Genomic DNA, 20157 nt, shown 5'->3' with positions numbered 1-20157 from the left:
GTCCTTTCATTCCGACCAATTTTTTTCACAGCCGCATAGTTGTTTAAGCAGATACTAATAGCCTAAGAGATAACCATTTCTCTTAGGCTATTTTTTTATTAAATACGCCAATATTAAAAAAACAGTAATGCTCTCAAACAAATTTTTTCCAATTTTTAGAAATAGTTTGTTTGAGAGGGCGGTATTAATTTACTAAACTAGCACCATACTCATTAAGGAGTTATTACGAAAGGGGAAAGGGTATGAAAGAAAATACTACTTTAAGCTTAAAAGCAGGAGCGAAAAAAAGAAAATCCGTTGTCGATAGAAAAAATAAAAGCGATACGCTATTTTCTTTTCTATTGCAACTACTAAAAATATCAGTGGCGGTATTACTATTAGCCATTAGTATTAATTTATTTTTAGGACCGCATGATATTGCCGCTGGAGGCGCCAGCGGGATTGGGATTTTAGCAGAATCAGCGTTAGGAATCGATCGTTCATGGGTCGTCCTATCATTGAATGTTGTTGTTTTAATTTTAGCTGCTTTATTTTTAGGAAAAAAGATTTTCTTCAATACGTTAATTGGGAGCTTGTTGTTTCCTTTAGCATTACGTATAGTACCGATCGGTATGCTAACTGAAGATCGTTTACTATCAGTTATTTTTGGAAGTATTGTTTTTGCAGTCGGAGTAGCTATTTTATATAAGATCCAAGCATCTAGTGGAGGAACAACAATTCCACCGCTGATTTTTGAAAAATATTTTGGTATGAATCCATCACTAGGACTATTGTTTACTGATATGGTGATCGTATTTATGAGTCTTTATGTTTTTGGTTTCGAAGAGTTTTTGTTCGCTATTTTATCTATTGGGATTACTTCAATCGTTATGAATTATATTGAAAATGGTTTGAAGAGAAGAAAGGCGATTATGATCATAAGTCAAGACTATACAAAAGAAATACGCGATCAATTAACAAATGAATTGGATAGAGGTATGACAGTATTCGACGCTAGAGGCGGAAAAAATGATTGTGATAGAGAAATGATCATGGTAGTGGTGACTGGGCAGGAGTATCCGTTGGTTAGAAAAATCGTAGATGAGATTGATCCTAAAAGCTTTATGATCACTTATAATGTGGCAGAAGTTCATGGCTTGGGATTCACGTATCATCCGATTCAATAATAAGGAGGAAAAATAATGGAACCTATATTAGCTTTTACTATTGTAATGTTTATTTGGACGATTGGGGAGTTTGTATCAAACAAAAGCAAGGCTTTGATTTCGATGATGTTAGTAGCTTCTTTGATCTTTTTGGTGGGTTTTGCAACAGATTTATTACCTCATGATCTGATTCAGGACTCAGGATTGTTAGGCTTAGGAAATGCTGTTATTGGGGTAATTATCGTTCATTTAGGAACAATGATGAGCTTTAAAGATTTGAAGCTGCAGTGGAAGACCTTTGTTGTAGGATCGTTAACAGTTGTTTTAATGACGGTGATTCTAATCTTTATCGGTGAATTGATCTTTGACAGAAATATTGCCGTAGCTGGCACCGCGTCGATAACCGGGGGGACACTATCGATTTTAATGGTGCAGGAAAAAGTAAATGAGATTCAGAATGCTGGCGGCGATCTAGGGATTTTATCTAGTTACTTATTAGCAGTTTTTCCGCTCTTGATACTAAACTTAAAAAATTTGGTTGGTTTCTTATTTACGGCGAATATTTTGAAAAAAGAAGCACTTCGCGTGAAGAAGCAATATCGTGATGGCGAGCTGACTTTTTTTGAACAGGAAGTAGCTGAAAATACTACGGAGGCTAAAGAAAGTATTTTACCAGATTTTTTACGGACACCTTATGGCACATTGTTTTTACTGGGACTGACAATGTATGTTTCTCGATTTTTAAGTCAATTAACTAATGGGACGGTAAATGCTTTTGTGATTGCCTTACTATTGGGAATCATTTTGCGACACTTCAGAATTCTGAAGCCTAATGCATTATCATCTACCGACTCTTTTGGTTTGCTAATGATTTCCATCATGGTTATTGCGTTTGGTCCATTAGCAGATATTGTTCCGGCAGATCTATTGCATTTGATTGGTCCAATTGCTTTCTACTTAGCAGCAGGTTTGGGGATAATCTTTATAGCGTCATTCCTTATCGGTAAAAAGGTCGGTTACTCTGGTTCATTGTCGATTGCTGTAGGTATGACAACCTTGTTTGGATTTCCAGGAACAATGGTCTTAACCAAAGAAGCAGCTGCAGCTGTAGGGGAAACAGAAGAAGAAATCGCTGTAATTGAGCAAAATATTCTACCGATCATGGTAACGGCAGGATTTTCTACAATAACGATAACTTCTGTCATTACCGGAGGGTTGATTGTTGGGTTGATGCTGGGATAAGTGTTCATTGATAAAAGAGGTTGATTATGAAGAAATTTAGTAAATATTTTGTGATTGCTTTGTTAAGTGTTGTAGTTGTATATTTTGCTTTTTTTTACAGAATTCCTGATTTATATATAACTAAGCCGGGTCCAGTAGCAGATGCAATGGAAATGGTGTCGGTAGCAGACCACACCTCAAAAAGTGATTCAGAAATTTTGGTGACAACAGTCAAACGTGAACAAGGAACAGTATTTAAGCTAATCAGGGCCTTGATCCATCCTTATCAAAATCTAACAAAAGAAAGCCAGAACTACGAAGCGGTAAAACAGGATAGCAGAGATGTTCAGCGGGCTTTCATGGCAAATTCTAAACAAACAGCAGTGATGGAGGCTCATAGACTTGCTGAAAAGGAGAAGGAGCTTGATTTTGTTGGAATACGAGTGATGAATATTAATCGAGATGTGCAAAACTTGAATTCACTGAGAATAAACGATGTCATTCTTTCAATAAATGGTGAAGCAGTCACACCTAGCGCTCTAGCCTTACTCCCACAAAAATTAAGGGCGGCACGAACCGAGCTTGTTGTTGCGAGGGAAGGTAATAAACAGGAACTATCTATCCCGAGAATTACAAGAAGCGGCTATTTATTAAACGGTGTACTGGCAGTGACTGCCAACGAATCAATTAGCATAAATTCTAAAGGATTCGGCGGACCTTCAGCTGGGGCGATGTTAACCTTAAGTGTTTATCAGCAAATTACAGGTCAGGATCTGCTAAATGGAAGAACGGTTGCTGGTACAGGAACGATAGAAACGAATGGTAGTGTAGGACTTGTTGGCGGAATTCCGCAAAAAGTCTACGCCGCACATAACTCGCAAGCGGATATTTTCTTTGTCCCTTATCTGGGAAATGAAGAAGGAACTTTTTCAACAAACTATTTTGAAGCTAGAAAAGTGGCAGAGGATATTCAGACTGAGATGAAAATTGTGCCCGTTGGAGATATGGCTGATATTATTGAATACTTGGAATTGAATGGTTAAGTTGTCATTTCAAGAGTATCAAAAATAAGAAGGAGGAAAAATTATGGATACAAAACGATTGGTTAAAACATTTATTGAGTTGGTTCAGATTGATTCTGAATCGGGAAATGAAGGAAAAATACATGAATATTTAAAAAATAAATTTATGAAGCTTGGCTTGGAGATCGTGGAAGATAACAGTAAGGAAGATACCGGATTGGGTTCAAACAATTTAATTGTTAGGCTTCATGGAAAAGACCGCAATAAATTGCCTCTTTTCTTTTCCTGCCACACTGATACAGTTTCTCCGGGAAAAGGTATTGAAGTGATTGAAGAATCAGGGATTTTATCCTCTAAAGGAGAAACGATACTAGGTGCAGATGATAAAGCGGGAATCGCGATTATCATCGAAGCGATTGAAACAATTCAAGAACTAGGCATCACAACAGGAGATTTAGAGTTTGTTTTTTCTCCAGGAGAAGAAATTGGATTAATTGGTGCATCAGCCTTAGATATGCAGCTGATCAACGCCAAAAGTGGATATGTTTTAGACAGCGGCGGAGAGGTAGGTCGTGTGACTATAGCCAGTCCGACATTATTTATGTATGAGATTCAAGTAAAAGGACAATCAGCGCATTCAGGTATAGAACCAGAAAAGGGAATATCTGCTGTTTCAATTTTATCAGAAGCCTTACAAAAAATTGAGATAGGTCGTATCGATGAGATGACAACCGCGAATATCGGAACAATTAATGGAGGGAACGCGACAAATATTGTTATGGATTCGTTGGTGCTAAAAGGAGAAGTACGTTCAGTATTGCCAGAAGTAGCAGAACAATTACTCAAGGAAATAGAAGAGGCCTTTAGTGCAGCAGTGCAAAAATATGGCGGCTCCTTTGAGATGACGGTAGAAAAAATGGCCACTGGGTACAATATTCCTGATGAAGCAGTGATAATGAAAAGGTTAGATAAGGCAATGCATAAACAGGATCTTTCCTTGATAAAGGAGATTAGCGGCGGCGGAAGCGATGCTAATATTTTTAATGAAAAAGGAAAAGAAGTTGTTAATTTGTCTATTGGCTATGAAAAAATTCACACGACTGAAGAATATATAGCTGTTGCAGAAATGGAGAAGGCTGTTAAATTGGTGATTGAATTGGCGGAGATGGCTTCTTAAGGATTAATAGTCGATAGAAATTTTTTATGAACAGAGGACTTTCAATAAATCGTTGAATGAGCGGAATAAATCAAGAAAAGGGGAAAGAGCATGCTTGCAATAAGTGCTATTTTGTTAACTAGTGTCTTATGTTTTTTTAAGATCATTCTAAAATGGTGGAAAAAAACTTTTTCTGCAACAGAACAGCTGATGATCTCGTTATTATTTGTACTGTTCTCTCTATTACTAATTATTCTTTCCTCTGTTCGTTTATTTTTTAGACTGTGAACGAAACTAGCAATGCCTGTACTATAAATTTTATGAGTGGTGGGGAAAAATGAACGAAATTCATTCATTTCAACAAAAAGAAATCCAACAAGCGCAGTTTTTTTATGAATGTGCCATGAAGGAATGCGAAACAAAATTTCAAATTCTTTTTTCTGAATTATTAATGAAAAATGAACGCTCATCTATTCAAGGAGTTAGCACAAGAGTAAAGACAAGTACCTCGATTTATGAAAAGTGTGATAGAAAAGGAATCCCTATAAAATTGGATGAAATTCTGTCGAATATATTTGATGGTGCCGGTGTTCGGGTGATCTGCTCTTATATCGATGATGTATACCGAATCAGAGAAATGTTCCTTGGTCAAGATGACGTGATTTTATTAAATGAAAAAGATTTTATTGAATGTCCTAAGGCAAATGGCTATCGCAGCCTGCATCTGATTGTTCAATTACCCGTTTTTCTATCTAATATGAAGAAAAATGTTGTTGTGGAAGTTCAGCTTCGTACAGCAGCGATGGATTTTTGGGCCAGCCTTGAGCACGAATTAAAATATAAAAGTGATAATAAAGATCCGGCGTTAATAAATGAATTGCGCGTCTGTTCAGATAAAGCGCATCTATTAGATGATGAAATGATGGGGCTGAGAGACCGAATCATCGAGTTTAATCAAAAGCTAGAACGCTCTAAAAAGGACACTGAGTTTAGCCGTTTTCTTAATAGATAAAGCTTGACCTCGTGATCCGGTCGCTTAGAATCCTTTCTAGTGTAAATTTTTGAGAGAAAGAATGAGCATATTAGGAGATACATAGAATTACTTGTGCTATGGTAAATATATACAATGATCGAGACATTTAATCTAATTTTAGTTAATGTGTTTTTCAACAATAATCAAAACACTTAGGAGGGAAATCGTATGAAATCACTATTTAAGTTTATGGTTGCTAGTACACTTATTGTAGGCGGCGTTTTAGTAGCAGGAACAATTTTGACAACGAAGAAGATCGACAAATACGGCGACGATCTGCAAAACTTTTTACACTAATCTATTCTCAGAATCACACTTTCTTGTTTGGAAGTGTGATTTTTTTTAATTATTGGGAAAGTACAAAATTTCCATATAAATAAATCGTTTTGCAGCAGGCATATCCATGTCTGGCTTTACGAACTCGTGAAGCATTTTTCAACACAATTATTTCAGACTTCCATGAAATTACCGACCTTAATAATTGTTATTTATAGGTATACTTAAGGTATCGAATGAATGATATGGAGGAATACATATATGAAATGGTATAAGCAATCAATTGAAGAGGTTTTAACTAAAGTGGATTCACAAACTACAGGGTTATCTAAAGAAGAACGTGAGGCCCGTTTGAAAAATAATGGCCCGAACCAAATGGAAGAAAAAGAACAAGTAAAATTATGGCGGAAAATCGCAAAGCATTTTACTGATTTATTGATGATCGTATTAATCGCAGCTGCTTTGTTGAAGTTTGCGACAGGTGAGTTGGCTGAAGGTGGAATTATTTTTCTAGTTGTGATTATCAACGGTTTTGTCGGTTATTGGCAAGAACGTAAGGCAGAAGAATCGTTAGATGGCTTGAAGCAAATGATGGGACAAGAAGCGACTGTTCTAAATGAGGGTCAGCCGTTAAAACTGGATTCAGAAAACTTGGTTAAAGGGGATGTAGTGATCCTAAAAGCAGGGGATGTTATTCCAGCGGATTTGCGTTTGATCGAAGTTCATGATTTAACAGTTGAAGAATCAATCTTAACAGGTGAATCTGAGGCAGTTGAAAAGACAGTGGCGGTGATTCCGCAAAATGCCTTAGCTGGCGATCAACTAAATATGGCTTTCTCAGGAACACTCGTACAGACGGGTTCAGCTTTCGGAGTAGTAGTTGAGACTGGAGATGCAACAGAAATTGGAAAAATTAATCACGCGCTGCAATCGATCCAAGCACAAACGACACCGTTAGTTAAAAAGATGCATCAATTGAATAAACAAATTTTTAGAGGGATTTTGGCATTGATCGTTTTCCTCTTATTCTTTACAAGTTTTAGATATGGAATGGATTGGAGCTTGCTGTTTTCTGCGAGCATCGCATTGATCGTTGCGATGATTCCAGAAGGTCTGCCGGCAGTTTTAACGATGATCCTTTCAATGGGGGTCAAAGAAATGGCTGATGAGAACGCGATTATTAAAGCCATGCCTGCGGTAGAGACGTTAGGGTCAATGACGGTGATCTGCTCGGATAAAACCGGCACGCTTACAAAAAATGAAATGACTGTACAGGAAGTCGTAACAGAAGATCTGCCGCGGGTCAAAGAAATCATGAATAATTGTCAGGACTTAAAGACCAAAGATCATCAAAAAATTGAAGACATCCATGGCAATCCCACAGAACTTGCATTATTGAAATATATAGCGGAAGAAGAACAGCAATTAAAACCTGTTGCAGCGAAAATTCCCTTCAGTTCCAGTTACAAGTATATGGCAACAATGCATAATGATGGAGAAAATCAACTTATCTTTGTTAAGGGAGCACCTGAAGTATTATTGGAAAAAGCTGATTTAACAAATGAGGAGAAGACGAATTGGGAGAAACGCGGGTTAGAATTAGCTCGTAAAGGTCAACGTGTATTAGGCTTTGGTTATAAAAAAGTATCTTCAGAGGAGTTAACCCACGAGTCATTATCAGGTTTAACGTTTGTTGGTCTGGCAGGAATTATTGATCCGCCAAAAGAAAGTGCCGTTCGTGCAGTTGAACAGGCGCAGCAGGCAGGTATCTCAGTCAAGATGATTACTGGTGATCATAAAGCAACGGCGCAAGCAATTAGTGAACAGGTCGGTTTGAAGCACACCTCTAAAATTTTAGAGGGGACAGATATTGACAGCATGACAGACGAGGATTTAGCGGAGGCAGTTGGAAAAGTCGATGTCTTTGCTCGAACGACACCAGATCATAAGCTTAGAATCGTAACGGCTTTACAGAAAAAAGAGGAAGTCGTAGGGATGACTGGCGATGGCGTGAATGATGCGCCGGCATTGAAACAGGCGGATATTGGCATTGCGATGGGAATCAAAGGCAGTGAAGTTAGTAAACAGGCAGCGGATATGGTATTAGCGGATGATAATTTTTACACGATCGTGAAGGCTGTTAAAGAGGGACGAAGGATTTTTGATAATCTGCAAAAAACGATTAACTTCTTTTTACCAACAGCGTTAGCACAAGGGCTGATAGTCATTTTAGCTTTATTGATGAATCAACCATTGCCATTGACCCCAACCCAAATTTTGTGGGTCAATATGGTGACTACGATCACACTATCATATGCTTTGGGCTTTGAAAAAGCGAGCGGCGACACGATGAATCGTCCGCCTAGAGAGACAAAGAAGGGAATTTTATCAGGCTACAGCTTTTTTAGAATCCTGTATGTTTCCCTGCTGATCATGATTCCAGCGTACTTTTTGTCCATGCGCTTTGAGGGGGCGGCTTTACAACAAACGATTCTTTTACAGAGTATTGTTCTAGGGCAAGCGGTTTACATGATCAATTGTCGAGAGATGTTTGATCCGGCAATCAATCGTCGTTTCTTTGAAAATAAATTCTTATTTATCTCCTTAGGAATCCTTTTAGTTCTTCAATTAGGAGTGATTTTCCTCCCATTAGGACAGCAACTGATTGGGACTACAGCGCTTAATTTGGCACAGCAATTAGTTATTTTAGGAAATGCTCTGCTACTGTTTTTGGTGGTCGAAATCGAGAAGCGGATTAGCAAAGGGATTTTCCGAAGAAAAGAAAAAGCGGTCAGTCGCTACCAAAATGACTAACCGTTTTGACTAAAGATAGGAATGGGAAGTGAGTTCAGTCAATTGGCTGAGCTCATTTTTTGTTGGAATTGTAGATAAGTAGATTACCGGTAGGGGCGTTGAATTCAGCGGAACATTAGAAAGAATCACGTCTCCGGTTTGAATAATTTCTTCTTGTAACTGAGAAACCTCAAGCGAAACTAAGTTGATCCGTTTACCTAAAAGATCTGCTAATTCTTGTTGTAAAAAAATTTTCCAGGCTGGCTCACTTTGAAAAATAAAGAAGACTGTTTTCGTATGAGGACGAACCGTGAAAATTGCCTGCTGACTTAGCAAGGAAAAGAGATTAACAAAATAGCTCGTATCTTCAATCGTAGAAAACTGCGGCAGACTATTAAAAAGTGCCATACTTTTTTCATTTAGAAAGGCGTATTCCTCATGTCTTTGGAGAAGCAGCTCCTGATACTCTAATTGAAATTGCTCCGAAAGTGCGGGTGATTCAGCATACTTTAATAGTAGCAACAATAAATTTGTTTGTAGATTTGTCTGAAGTAACTCTTGTAAATTTAGTCTGTCTGCGATTTCCTGGACGATTTGTTGAGCTTTCTCTCGTAGTAAGGGATAGTCTTCGGTAAGGGCGTTTAAAACATTTTTGCCTAGATGATTATCATAATTCCAGCTTTCTAAAAAGCAGAAGAAAGCAAAAAAGATTTCCTTATCTTTCAGATAGACCCCCTCTTTTTTGTATAAATCTTGAAGAAAGGGTGCATAAAGAATAAATAGTGAATCATTTGCATCAAAGTTGAAATCATTGATTGAACAACCTGCTTTGATCCGGATACTGTTAATAAAGAACCAACAAATTCCAAAAATTTGTTCTGTATCTACAACTAGCTCTTCGGTTAATTCTTTTGTTAAGAAACGTAAATAATGCTCCTCATGAATCGCATAATCTTTAAAAAAATAGTTGTTATGAGTAAAGGGCAGCAGCAGCCGATGATAAAAAATTCGGATGGCACTTTCTTCGCCATTCAAGTAGGCTCGTTTGGAAGTTAAATGAATCTTGATATTAAAAGACTGAAGGTGATGATTTATTTTTGTTCGATGACGTTTGAGTGTTTCATAGGAGACACCCGTTTCATCAAGAAAACGCGGAATGTTCAATTCCTTTGTAAAAAATAATTTTTTGATCAGCTGCAAACTGACCGAATGGGGCAAAAAAGACTCCCAGATATCATTAGTTAATGAATTTTTTTGTGAGCTCAAACGAATGCCGCTTTTATCGGAAGCTAATACCCAATGTTCTGGCAGATAACTACGAATCAGCTGCAGATCAGAAAAAATGGTTCGCTCAGTGGTGTCAATTTTCTCCGCCAGTTCTTTAGATGTCAATTGGGAATGATTAAGCAGCTGTTCCAAGAGTGGAATCTGGCGACGGATGTCTTTTTCAGTGATAATTTTTTTCAACATTGAGTACATAATAGGCCACTCCTTTGAAAATAAGCATACGAAGAAAGGGTTAATGGGTCAAGCACAAACTTTTTTGACTAGGGGTTAGGGATTTTTTTTATGGGAAAAATAGTCTATACTTCTATAGGTAAGAAAAAATGCTTTTCCAGAGAGGATGGACATCATGTTACAACGAAAAATTGGCAACAGCTATTGGAAAACCTCCGCAATTGCTTTAGGCATTATGCGAATGGCAGCGTTAACCCCAACAAAAGCAGCCGCTGCTTTAGAGGCTGCTTTAGAAAGTGACATCAATTTTATTGATTCAGCAGATATGTACGGAGATGGTAAATCAGAATTGGTTTTTGCTGCTGCTATGAAAGAAGCGGGCATTTCTCGTGATCAATTTTTTATTCAATCAAAGGGTGGAATCGTCACTGGTGATGAAAAACGCTATGATTTTTCTAAGCAGCATTTATTGGATTCAGTTGATGGCATCTTGAAACGGATGGAGATCGACTATTTAGATAGTTATCTATTGCATCGTCCCGATCCATTGATGGAGCCAGAAGAAATCGCAGAAGCGTTTGATATCTTACAGGCAAGTGGAAAGGTTCGTCACTTTGGGGTATCAAATTTCAATCCTGAACAGTTCCAATTATTGCAATCACAGGTAGATCAAAAATTATTGATGAATCAATTGCAATTTTCGATTATGCACACGGGAATGATTGATTATGGAATGCACACGAATATGACAGATACTCGCTCATTTGATCATGATGGTGGCATATTAGAATTTTCTCGTCGTAAAGGTGTAACAATTCAAGCCTGGTCTCCATTCCAGTATGGATTCTTTGAAGGAGTTTTTGTTGATAATGACAAGTTCCCAGAGTTGAATGAGCTATTAGACAAATTAGCGAAAAAATATGATACGAATAAAAATGCGATCGCAACCGCTTGGATTTTGCGCCATCCAGCAAATATGCAAGTGATCTTAGGTACCATGAATCCAGCCCGCATTAAAGAAAGCGCAGCAGGTGGAGACGTGACCTTAACGAAACAAGAATGGTATGATGTGTACTTTGCAGCAGGAAATGACCTGCCATAAAAAGTAAGAGAACAAATCTTAGAAATATAAGAAAAGCAAGAATCAGCAATTATGTAGTTGTTGTTGATTCTTGCTTTTTAATTTGCTTAATTTCCGAAATAATTTTGATAAATTACTTAAAACGAGACTTTATCTTTATTTTCTTGTCAAAAAAGATTAAAACACTCAGAAAAGAATCGCTGCATAACTTTACTGAAGCTTTGGTAATACGAAATAAATTATAGAAGATATTTTTTTGAAAGTTTATCCTATATTTTAATTAAAAAACAGTTGATGTTTTTTATTTTATAAATTACAATGATTACAAATAATTCAAATATTATTTAATTTTTGAAGATAAAAGATAATTATAAATCTATTGGGCTAACCACTTAACGAATAATAAGTGAAAATTAATCTAACAAAACTATATTCATAGTATGTATTTTTTAGATGATGAAAAGAGCATGATTTTAAAATAACAAATGTTTTTATCGAAGGCTATTCGACAGTTTCTTGTAAGGGGACAACGATGACAGTTTACGATACTTAAATAGAAAAAAATGTCGCCTTTGTGTTTGGTTTTATAAGTATAGTAAAAATGTATAAATTGGACGTTTGCGTATGTGTAAATAAAACATTTTACAAAAAAATATAGTTAATAATTTGGATAGAGAGGAAGATAAAAATGAAAAAGGATAAATGGATTGTTTTATTTGGTTTTGTTTTAAGTATTTTCTTATTAGGAGCAGCGGGACAAACAGTATCAGCTGATGAAATAACGGTTAATACTGTAGCTGATCTTCAGGATGCAGTAAAAAATGCGCCAGAAAATCGAAAAGTTACACTTGGCGGAAGCTTTCCGACAGATATTGGGGCTACAATCGCTCTGGTAGAATCACCATATCAAGTTGAGGTTGATGGCGCTGGTATCACACTTCAATCTACTACAAGTAAACAACTATTTTCTTATGGGGGCGGTACTGGAACGGCAGCCTCAAGTTTGACCCTTAAGAATTTTACGCTTGAAGGTTTAGGGAATAATACGCGAGCTTTAACAGTTTCTGGGTATAAAGGAGAATTTATTCTCGAGAACACAATCGTCAATAATTTTCACGGATATGATGATGGAGGCGCCTTCTATACTAGTGGGAATACAACACTGAAAAATAGCACGTTCTCAAATAATGTAAACAATGCATCAGGATATTCAGGCGGTGCAATCGCTAGTAAAGGGTACTCGGCAAACTTTAAAGCCTACAATTCTAAATTTATCGCGAATGAAACAAAGCAAGTAGGAACAGGAAACGTCGGTGGTGAAGGCGGAGCGATTTATTTCTTCCAGCCGAGTGCTTCAGCAAAATTTACTTTTAAGAACAACTATTTTGAAGGAAATAAATCGGTTGAAGATGTCTCTGGTGGTGGATCGAAGAAACTAGCTGATGGCGGAGCGATCGCCTTCTTCAATACAGTTGATGGAACAGATATTCAGTTTGATGGAAATTCTTTTGTTAGAAATATTGCTGGGGATGATGGCGGAGCGATCTTAATTCAGACCAACGCAAATATTGCGAGTGCAGCGACATTTAGAAATAACACGTTTTATCAAAACAAGGCATTAGGACAAGATGTCTCTGCAAATAATGGTGGAGCGATTCAAATTTATGCCAATGGCGGGATAATGGAAGGCAGAAGAGCCGTCGTTGATTACATTAATAATTCATTTGTTGAGAATGAAGCTGTCTATGATGGTGGAGCCATTGGTAGTTCTGGGTATGTTACCAATTTATCTGCAGGTCGTTATGCGAATAACCTATTTGCTGGAAACAAATCTCGAACAGCCAGCAAGAATAATATTGCAGATTCCAATGTTACTGGAGCTGGAAATATTGAATCCAATCTTGGATACGATAATGGGACAGTTACATCCGTGACCATGGAGAATGTTTTTGGGACCGCTCCGGTTGGTTTAGTTGATAATTACAATAAAATCACTGCAGGAACGTCAGGTGATGCGATAATTTTGCCAACAGTACCAATCGCGCCAGAGAAGCTGGCGGATGATCAAGTTGAGAACTTACGTGAAGTGAACGAAGATCAGCGAGGGTTGCCACGAACAGCGAAAGCAGACATTGGTTCGGTGGAAATTGATTGGATTAAGTATGACAGCAATGGCGGGATTTTTGATTTAGGCACGGCACTGTCGAAATATGAAGGCACGATCTATTATGAAGGAACGCAACCTGAAACCTATTACCAAGTTGGCTATAAGGATTTGAATCAGACGATTCCAGCGGGTACAGATTTAAAAGCAACACGCGACGGGTATCAATTTGCTGGCTGGTCGAAAGAAAAGGATGCGAAAGATCCGGATGAAAATTTAGCCGCTGGTCAAACAATCACAATACCGAAGGGCAACGAGACGTTATACGCTGTTTGGAAAAAATCAGAACCGGTGACGGTCCATTACATGACCTATGATGAAAATAAAAAGCTGGTACAAATTAGTCCAGACGAAATATTAACTGGCGCACTAGGTGCAGAGTATCATGCAAACATCAAGCAGATTGATAATTATGTTTTCTCAGGGGTCAAAGAAGGAGATTCAATTACCGGCTTCTTTAGTGAAGAAGCAAAAGAAATCACATTGATTTATACAAAGGCCGTGAAAGAACAGGGCATCGTTCTTGCACAATATCAAGATGAATCTGGTAACCCATTGATCGGCGACGAAGTTATGACTGGTGAGGTAGGTAGTGAATATACTACGACTCAAAAAGTCATCGATGGCTACGTGTTTAAAGAAGTCGTTGGAACTCCTTCTGGAAAATATGTACTAGGAATTACAAAAGTTGTTTATGTATACACGAAAATACCTGCTGAACAAGGCAAGGTGATCGTTCATTATCAAGATGAAGAGCAAAATTCATTAAGTCCAGATGTTGAATTAACCGGTGATATTGATGATATCTATACGGCAGAGGTGAAGCCTTTTGATGACTATGTTTTAAAAGGCATCGAAGGAAATGTAAGCGGGAAGTTTACAGCTCAAGATCAAGAAGTTACTTTGATTTATGCGAAGAAGGGTTCAGGTACTGAAAAAGGGGTACTCATTGTCGATTATCAAGACGAGACTGGTCATCCGCTTTTAAATAGTGAAGTTACGATCGGTGAAATCGATGAAGACTATGAAACAACACAAAAGAGCATTGATGGCTATACATTTAAAGAAGTTCAGGGAAATGTCACTGGAAAATATGTCGATGGTATTACTAGAGTTACGTATATCTACACGAAAGATAAAGAACCTGAGAAATTAGGTAACCTTACAATTAAGTATCAAGATGAAAAGGGCGAAAAACTAGCAGAAGATTTTACTGAATCACAACCAATCGGGACATTGATTCCGTTGGAGCAGCTGAATAAAACCTTTGAAAACTATGAATTTAAGGAAATTAAAGGATTTACCTCAGGCGTTTACACAGCAGAGGATCAAGAAATTACGGTGATCTATCGCAAGTTGACTGGGAAGGTAATTGTTAATCACATTAGCGATTCTGGTAAAGTATTAGCAAACCCTGTTTTGATGAGCGGCGATGTTGGTGATGGGTATGAAAGTGCGAAAAAAGAGTTCAAAGGCTACAAGTTTAAAGAGACACTAGGTAATTCGACTGGAATATACACATCAGAGCTGCAAATCGTTACTTATATTTACAGTAATAAAGCTACGATCCGGATTCTTTATGTCGATGAACAGGGCAATGAATTAGCACCTGCCGAGCAAAAAATTGGCATCATCGGAGACAAATATGAAACGCAAGCCAAAGCTATCGATGGTTGGACAGTGAAGGAAACGCCAAAAAATGCTAAAGGAAACTATCAAGAAACAGAGCAAACCATCACGTATGTCTACCTTAAAGAGAATAAACCTGCAGCAAACGTTGAAAGTGATACAACAGGAAATGGCGGAGAAAATACAAACAACTCAAATGCTAGTATAACGACCTACCGTTCCACAAAAATACTTCCAAATGCAGGCGGAAGCACTACGGCTACTAGCAAGGTTTTACCACGTACTGGTGAGCAAAAGAATAATACAACAATTCTTACAGTGTTCGGGTTGTTGCTTCTGACGATTGCTTGTGTTGGCGCAATTAAAAGAAGAAGAGCTTAGAATCAATAAATGCGATATCTAAAAAATGAATAGAATTATGAGTGATTCGGTTGTTTATTTCCCGTAGTCTGCGGGAAATAAACAGCCGATTTTTGATTATATTCAACAGGTATCAAGCATTTAACTTTCTCAAGTCGTTCGATTGCTGGGCAGCATCGTGAGCATAAAGACTTATTCAATATGAAAGACTCAAACCCATACTGCTTAAATACCGGAACTTATAATTGTCAAAATAACTTTGCTGTTTAACAAACGGAGATTTCAGCGAACTAATCTAAACAAAGAGGCAGTCTTTTGATTCAAGTAATTTTTTTCTATGGAAGGAGGAACTTTTCTTTTTTATTTTCTTCCTTTTTGGCGCTAAGTTGGTCTTAAAATACAAAATCTCAGTTTTATATGAAAATGAATCTCCGTTTTATTTGTAAATGATTAGAACCAGTTTTTGGTGTTGCAAACATTCTGATTCTGTTTTTAATTAAAAAATTAAATTTTTATTGTGACGAAAAGAACATGTCTGACAATAAAAGTATCATTCTTATATTAGCCTTTTTTTAGAATGAGGAAAATATTTTTTGCTAAATTTTGTTTTATTGTGAATAAAGAAACGTTATGTATTGGTAATTTCAGTATGGTAAATTTCTTTCGATTCTTACTCAAAAACCTAAATTTCCAATCATTAAATAAAATTAATTAGAAGAGTTCTAACTTTCATTATAATTCAAGAAATTGTCGAGTGTTAAAGTTGTAAACGGTATCAATCGCTTATAAACTGAGTGTGTAAGTTACGAAAGCGCAAACAAATAAACGAGCTGTTTCTTTTCAATGTCAGAAAAAATAACAACTTTTATGCGCAATAATCAGTATGGAGGAGAATCGTTATGAGTTCAAAAGTTCTTGACCAATTTCTTGAAACGAATTTGGAAGATCTAAAAGAAAAAGGATTGTTCAACACGATCGATGTTTTGGAAGGAAGCAATGGTCCGATCATTACAGTCAATGATAAGAAGATGATCAACTTGGCATCTAACAACTATCTAGGATTTGCTACTCGTCCTGAATTGATCGAAGCAGATGTAGAGGCAACTAAGCACTATGGTGCCGGCGCTGGCGCGGTTCGTACGATCAACGGAACTTTAGACATTCACCAAAAATTAGAAGAAAAAATTGCTGAGTTCAAAGGAACTGAAGCGGCAATTGCATTCCAATCAGGCTTCAACTGTAACATGGGAGCTATTTCAGCAGTCATGAAAAAAGGCGACGCTATTTTATCAGATGAATTGAATCATGCATCAATCATTGACGGCTGTCGCTTATCTGGTGCGAAAATCATCCGTGTGAACCACCAAGATATGGAAGATTTAGAGGCGAAAGCTAAAGCAGCAACTGAAAGCGGCGAATACAACAAGGTGATGTATATTACTGATGGTGTTTTCTCAATGGATGGCGATGTGGCTAAGATTCCTGAAATCGTTGAAATTTGTGAAAAATACAATGTCATTACTTATGTCGATGATGCTCACGGAACAGGCGTGATGGGGCATGGACATGGAACAGTGAAACATTTTGAAATGCAAGATCATATTGATTTCCAAATGGGAACTTTATCTAAAGGAATCGGTGTTGTTGGTGGTTATGTCGCTGGAACGAAGCAATTGATTACTTGGTTGAAATCACAAGCACGCCCATTCTTATTCTCAACCTCATTAACACCTGGGGCTGCGGGTGCTTGTATTAAAGCAATCGACTTGATTGAAGAGCATCCGGAATATGTGGATACACTTTGGGATAATGCCAATTACTTCAAAGCAGAATTAAAACGTATCGGCTATGACATTGGTAAATCAGAAACACCGATCACCCCAGTTATTGTTGGCGATGAAAAATTAGCACAAGAATTTTCTAAGAAATTATTGGAAAACGGCGTATATGTAAAACCAATCGTATATCCAACAGTACCATTAGGAACAGGTCGTGTACGGAACATGCCAAACGCAGGTCACACAAAAGAAATGCTAGATGACGCGATCAAGGTTTACGAAAAAGTTGGGAAAGAACTAGGCATTATCAAAGAAACCGTTCAATAAAAAAATCAAATTTACCATAAATAGAGAGGAAGTCACATCCATGAAAAAAGTATTAATTACAGGCGCATTAGGACAAATTGGTTCAGAATTAACAGAAAGACTCCGCAATGATTTAGGTGTAAAAAATGTTATCTCAACAGATATTCGTACAGTTGAAGGCAGTCCTGTTGTTGAAAATGGACAGTTTGAAGAACTAGATGTAACCGATTACGAAAGCTTTTTGGATATTGCGAAACGCTATGAAGTAGATACTATTATTCACTTAGCGGCGTTACTTTCTGCTACAGCTGAAAAACGTCCGGCTTTTGCTTGGAACTTGAATATGACTGGATTGATGAATGCCCTAGAAGTAGCTCGTGAAATCGGACCAAAAACGAAATTCTTTGCGCCATCTTCAATCGCAGCTTATGGACCAGATTGCGAACCAGACAATACACCGCAAGATACAGTGATGCATCCTACTACCATGTATGGAGTGACCAAAGTAGCAGGCGAATTATTAGAAAACTACTACCATGATAAATACGATGTAGACAGCCGTTCAGTCCGCTTCCCAGGATTAATCTCATATAAAGTAGAGCCTGGCGGTGGTACAACAGATTACGCAGTAGATATCTATTACGAAGCATTAAAAAACAAATCTTACACATCATTTATCGATAAAGGAACTTATATGGACATGATGTATATGGATGATGCGATTGAAGGAATCGTGAAATTAATGAACGCGGATGCTGATCGTTTAGAACACCGCAACTCATTCAATATCACTGCAATGTCCTTTGAACCAGAACAAATTGCCGCATCAATTCGCCGTCGGATTCCAGACTTTGAATTGAAGTATGACGTTGATCCAGTTCGTCAAGGAATCGCTAATTCATGGCCAAATTCGATCGATGACAGTGATGCTCGTAAAGAATGGGATTTCAGTCCAAGCTTTGATTTAGATAAAATGACTGATGAAATGTTAGAAAGATTATCAGAAAAATTTAAGGCAGAAGGCATCGAAACAAAAGTGTCTTTTGATAAAGTGAACTCGTAAAACGGCAGAGGTTTCTTAACAGAACATGAGGAGGAACTAAGAAAAAAGGAAATGTTTAAAATAACGTTTCCCTTTTTCTTTCTCCATGTTAAAATAATGTCCGGACAAATAAGAGAAGTTATTAAATAGTTGTTATATCGCATTTTTTTGTTCTCTTTCTTTTATGGAATAACTTCAGCTGTTTGTTTTAAAGATCAAGTTAAGAAGTGAGCAAAAGCCACTTCAAAAATTAGGAGGAAAAATTATGGCAGTCGACCAACAAGAACTCGTGGGTTCACAACCATCTGGTGAACTAAAGCGAACAATGACGTTCTTCCCAGCTCTTTCGACAGTAATGGGTACTGTAATTGGGGCGGGGGTATTCTTTAAAGCAGCCAGTGTTGCTGCAGTAACTGGATCAACGAGTCTGCACATGTTGTCGTGGTTCCTAGGCGGTCTGATCAGTGTCTGTGCGGGACTAACGGGTGCAGAATTAGCAGCAGCTATTCCGGAAACAGGCGGTATGCTTCGCTACATCGAACGTGCGTATGGAGAATTTTGGAGTTTCTTACTTGGATGGGCACAGGTAGTCATCTACTTCCCAGCTAATGTAGCGGCTTTAGCAATTATTTTTGCCACTCAGTTCAAAAATCTATTTGGTATGAGCGATTCAACGATCATTCCGATCGCAATCGTGGCAGCAGCTTCAATCATGTTGATCAACTTCTTAGGCTCAAAAGCTGGCGGAATGTTCCAATCAATCACGTTAGTTTGTAAGTTAGTGCCTTTAGCATTGATCGTCATTTTCGGTTTGATACGTCAAGGCGATGTCTCTGTCAGCTTATTCCCAGTTCAAGCCGGTCCAGCAGTTGGCGGTTTTGCTCCAGCTTTAGGTGCTGGATTGTTAGCGACAATGTTTGCTTATGATGGCTGGATTCACGTTGGAAACATCGCAGGAGAATTGAAAAAACCAGCACGTGATCTTCCTCGAGCAATTGCAGGCGGGATCTTAGGAATCATGGCTGTTTACTTATTGGTACAATTTGCTTTCTTGCGTACGATTGATATGTCTGCGTTAGCTGGGAACGAAAATGCGGCGATGGACGTTGCTGGAAAAATTTTCGGCGGCATGGGCGGTAAATTAGTAACGATCGGGATCTTAATCTCAGTATATGGAACAATCAATGGTTATACGATGACAGGGATGCGTCTTCCTTATACGATGGGTCTTGAAAAGCAATTACCTTTCTCAGATAAATTAGTGAAATTAAACAAAAATCACGTACCTTATATCGCTGGGATTCTAGAATTAGTCATCGCTATTGCTATGATGATGGTGGGCGGATTCGATATGCTAACAGACATGTTAGTCTTCGTTATCTGGATCTTCTACACATTAGTCTTTATCGCGGTAATCAAATTGAGAAAAACTGAACCAGATTTGGTTCGTCCTTACAAAGTACCGCTTTACCCAATCATTCCGATTGTTGCGATTATTGGTGGGGTATTTATCTTAGTAATGACGTTGATCAACCAATTCCAATTAGCGATGGTTGGGATTGCCATTACAGCATTAGGTATTCCTTTCTACATTTACTTGAAGAGAAAATATAAATAGAAACGGCTGATTTGACTCAGGACTGTAAACTATTCCGACAAAAAACATCTAAGGCAGATTTTCTGCTTTAGGTGT

At 37.7% G+C, this 20157-nt stretch carries 13 protein-coding genes; 12 read left to right on the top strand and 1 reads right to left on the bottom strand.

Annotated features, from left to right (window positions below):
• The first annotated feature begins 242 nt into the window (after nt 1-242).
• The 7 genes from AUF14_RS11560 (at nt 243) to AUF14_RS11535 (ending at nt 8667) form a co-directional block, all read left to right on the top strand.
• On the top strand, nt 243-1166 hold the full coding sequence (locus tag AUF14_RS11560; protein WP_082158204.1) for a YitT family protein: 924 nt from the start codon (nt 243-245) through the stop codon (nt 1164-1166).
• A gap of 15 nt (nt 1167-1181) precedes the next feature.
• Complete coding sequence (locus tag AUF14_RS11555; protein ID WP_048721992.1) at nt 1182-2387, top strand: hypothetical protein; 1206 nt, start codon at nt 1182-1184, stop codon at nt 2385-2387.
• A 26-nt stretch (nt 2388-2413) separates the two neighbouring features.
• A complete protein-coding gene (locus AUF14_RS11550; RefSeq protein WP_049218096.1) occupies nt 2414-3409 on the top strand; it encodes a SepM family pheromone-processing serine protease in 996 nt (331 codons plus the stop codon).
• Between the two features lie 43 nt (nt 3410-3452).
• Nucleotides 3453-4565, top strand: coding sequence for a M20/M25/M40 family metallo-hydrolase (locus tag AUF14_RS11545; protein WP_016179594.1), 1113 nt, complete (start codon nt 3453-3455; stop codon nt 4563-4565).
• A 316-nt stretch (nt 4566-4881) separates the two neighbouring features.
• Nucleotides 4882-5556, top strand: a complete 675-nt coding sequence (locus tag AUF14_RS11540; protein ID WP_049218097.1) for a GTP pyrophosphokinase — start codon at nt 4882-4884, stop codon at nt 5554-5556.
• Between the two features lie 189 nt (nt 5557-5745).
• Nucleotides 5746-5874, top strand: a complete 129-nt coding sequence (locus AUF14_RS23110) for a hypothetical protein (protein WP_016179596.1) — start codon at nt 5746-5748, stop codon at nt 5872-5874.
• 240 nt (nt 5875-6114) lie between these two features.
• Nucleotides 6115-8667, top strand: coding sequence for an HAD-IC family P-type ATPase (locus AUF14_RS11535; protein ID WP_049218098.1), 2553 nt, complete (start codon nt 6115-6117; stop codon nt 8665-8667).
• A 9-nt stretch (nt 8668-8676) separates the two neighbouring features.
• On the opposite strand, the gene AUF14_RS11530 is transcribed toward AUF14_RS11535, so the two are convergent.
• Entirely contained in the window at nt 8677-10125 is a 1449-nt protein-coding gene (locus tag AUF14_RS11530; protein ID WP_102866053.1) for a helix-turn-helix domain-containing protein, read from the bottom strand.
• A gap of 154 nt (nt 10126-10279) precedes the next feature.
• On the opposite strand from AUF14_RS11530, the gene AUF14_RS11525 reads away from it, so the two are divergent.
• The 5 genes from AUF14_RS11525 (at nt 10280) to AUF14_RS11505 (ending at nt 20082) form a co-directional block, all read left to right on the top strand.
• On the top strand, nt 10280-11206 hold the full coding sequence (locus AUF14_RS11525) for an aldo/keto reductase (protein WP_049218100.1): 927 nt from the start codon (nt 10280-10282) through the stop codon (nt 11204-11206).
• Nucleotides 11207-11873: 667 nt separating this feature from the next.
• Nucleotides 11874-15359: a MucBP domain-containing protein gene (locus AUF14_RS11520; protein ID WP_102866052.1), complete on the top strand. Its 3486-nt coding sequence runs from the start codon at nt 11874-11876 to the stop codon at nt 15357-15359.
• An 878-nt stretch (nt 15360-16237) separates the two neighbouring features.
• Entirely contained in the window at nt 16238-17443 is a 1206-nt protein-coding gene (locus tag AUF14_RS11515; protein ID WP_016179601.1) for a glycine C-acetyltransferase, read from the top strand.
• Between the two features lie 40 nt (nt 17444-17483).
• A complete protein-coding gene (locus tag AUF14_RS11510) occupies nt 17484-18485 on the top strand; it encodes an NAD-dependent epimerase/dehydratase family protein (RefSeq protein ID WP_016179602.1) in 1002 nt (333 codons plus the stop codon).
• A 244-nt stretch (nt 18486-18729) separates the two neighbouring features.
• The gene (locus tag AUF14_RS11505; RefSeq protein ID WP_016179603.1) at nt 18730-20082 is read left to right on the top strand and encodes an APC family permease; all 1353 of its coding nucleotides are present in this window, start codon (nt 18730-18732) and stop codon (nt 20080-20082) included.
• Nucleotides 20083-20157: the final 75 nt, after the last annotated feature.

This window comes from Enterococcus avium (assembly GCF_002891025.1).
Classification (GTDB): Bacteria; Bacillota; Bacilli; order Lactobacillales; family Enterococcaceae; genus Enterococcus_A; species Enterococcus_A avium.
Note: the sequence above shows the minus strand (reverse complement) of the source record. Positions and strands in the feature narration are given on the sequence as shown.

Bases quoted from the DNA above. Each gene is read 5' to 3' on its own strand.
- AUF14_RS11560 (WP_082158204.1), top strand. From the start codon at position 243: ATGAAAGAAAATACTACTTTAAGCTTAAAAGCAGGAGCGAAAAAAAGA.
- AUF14_RS11555 (WP_048721992.1), top strand. From the start codon at position 1,182: ATGGAACCTATATTAGCTTTTACTATTGTAATGTTTATTTGGACGATT.
- AUF14_RS11550 (WP_049218096.1), top strand. From the start codon at position 2,414: ATGAAGAAATTTAGTAAATATTTTGTGATTGCTTTGTTAAGTGTTGTA.
- AUF14_RS11545 (WP_016179594.1), top strand. From the start codon at position 3,453: ATGGATACAAAACGATTGGTTAAAACATTTATTGAGTTGGTTCAGATT.
- AUF14_RS11540 (WP_049218097.1), top strand. From the start codon at position 4,882: ATGAACGAAATTCATTCATTTCAACAAAAAGAAATCCAACAAGCGCAG.
- AUF14_RS23110 (WP_016179596.1), top strand. From the start codon at position 5,746: ATGAAATCACTATTTAAGTTTATGGTTGCTAGTACACTTATTGTAGGC.
- AUF14_RS11535 (WP_049218098.1), top strand. From the start codon at position 6,115: ATGAAATGGTATAAGCAATCAATTGAAGAGGTTTTAACTAAAGTGGAT.
- AUF14_RS11530 (WP_102866053.1), bottom strand. From the start codon at position 10,125: ATGTACTCAATGTTGAAAAAAATTATCACTGAAAAAGACATCCGTCGC.
- AUF14_RS11525 (WP_049218100.1), top strand. From the start codon at position 10,280: ATGTTACAACGAAAAATTGGCAACAGCTATTGGAAAACCTCCGCAATT.
- AUF14_RS11520 (WP_102866052.1), top strand. From the start codon at position 11,874: ATGAAAAAGGATAAATGGATTGTTTTATTTGGTTTTGTTTTAAGTATT.
- AUF14_RS11515 (WP_016179601.1), top strand. From the start codon at position 16,238: ATGAGTTCAAAAGTTCTTGACCAATTTCTTGAAACGAATTTGGAAGAT.
- AUF14_RS11510 (WP_016179602.1), top strand. From the start codon at position 17,484: ATGAAAAAAGTATTAATTACAGGCGCATTAGGACAAATTGGTTCAGAA.
- AUF14_RS11505 (WP_016179603.1), top strand. From the start codon at position 18,730: ATGGCAGTCGACCAACAAGAACTCGTGGGTTCACAACCATCTGGTGAA.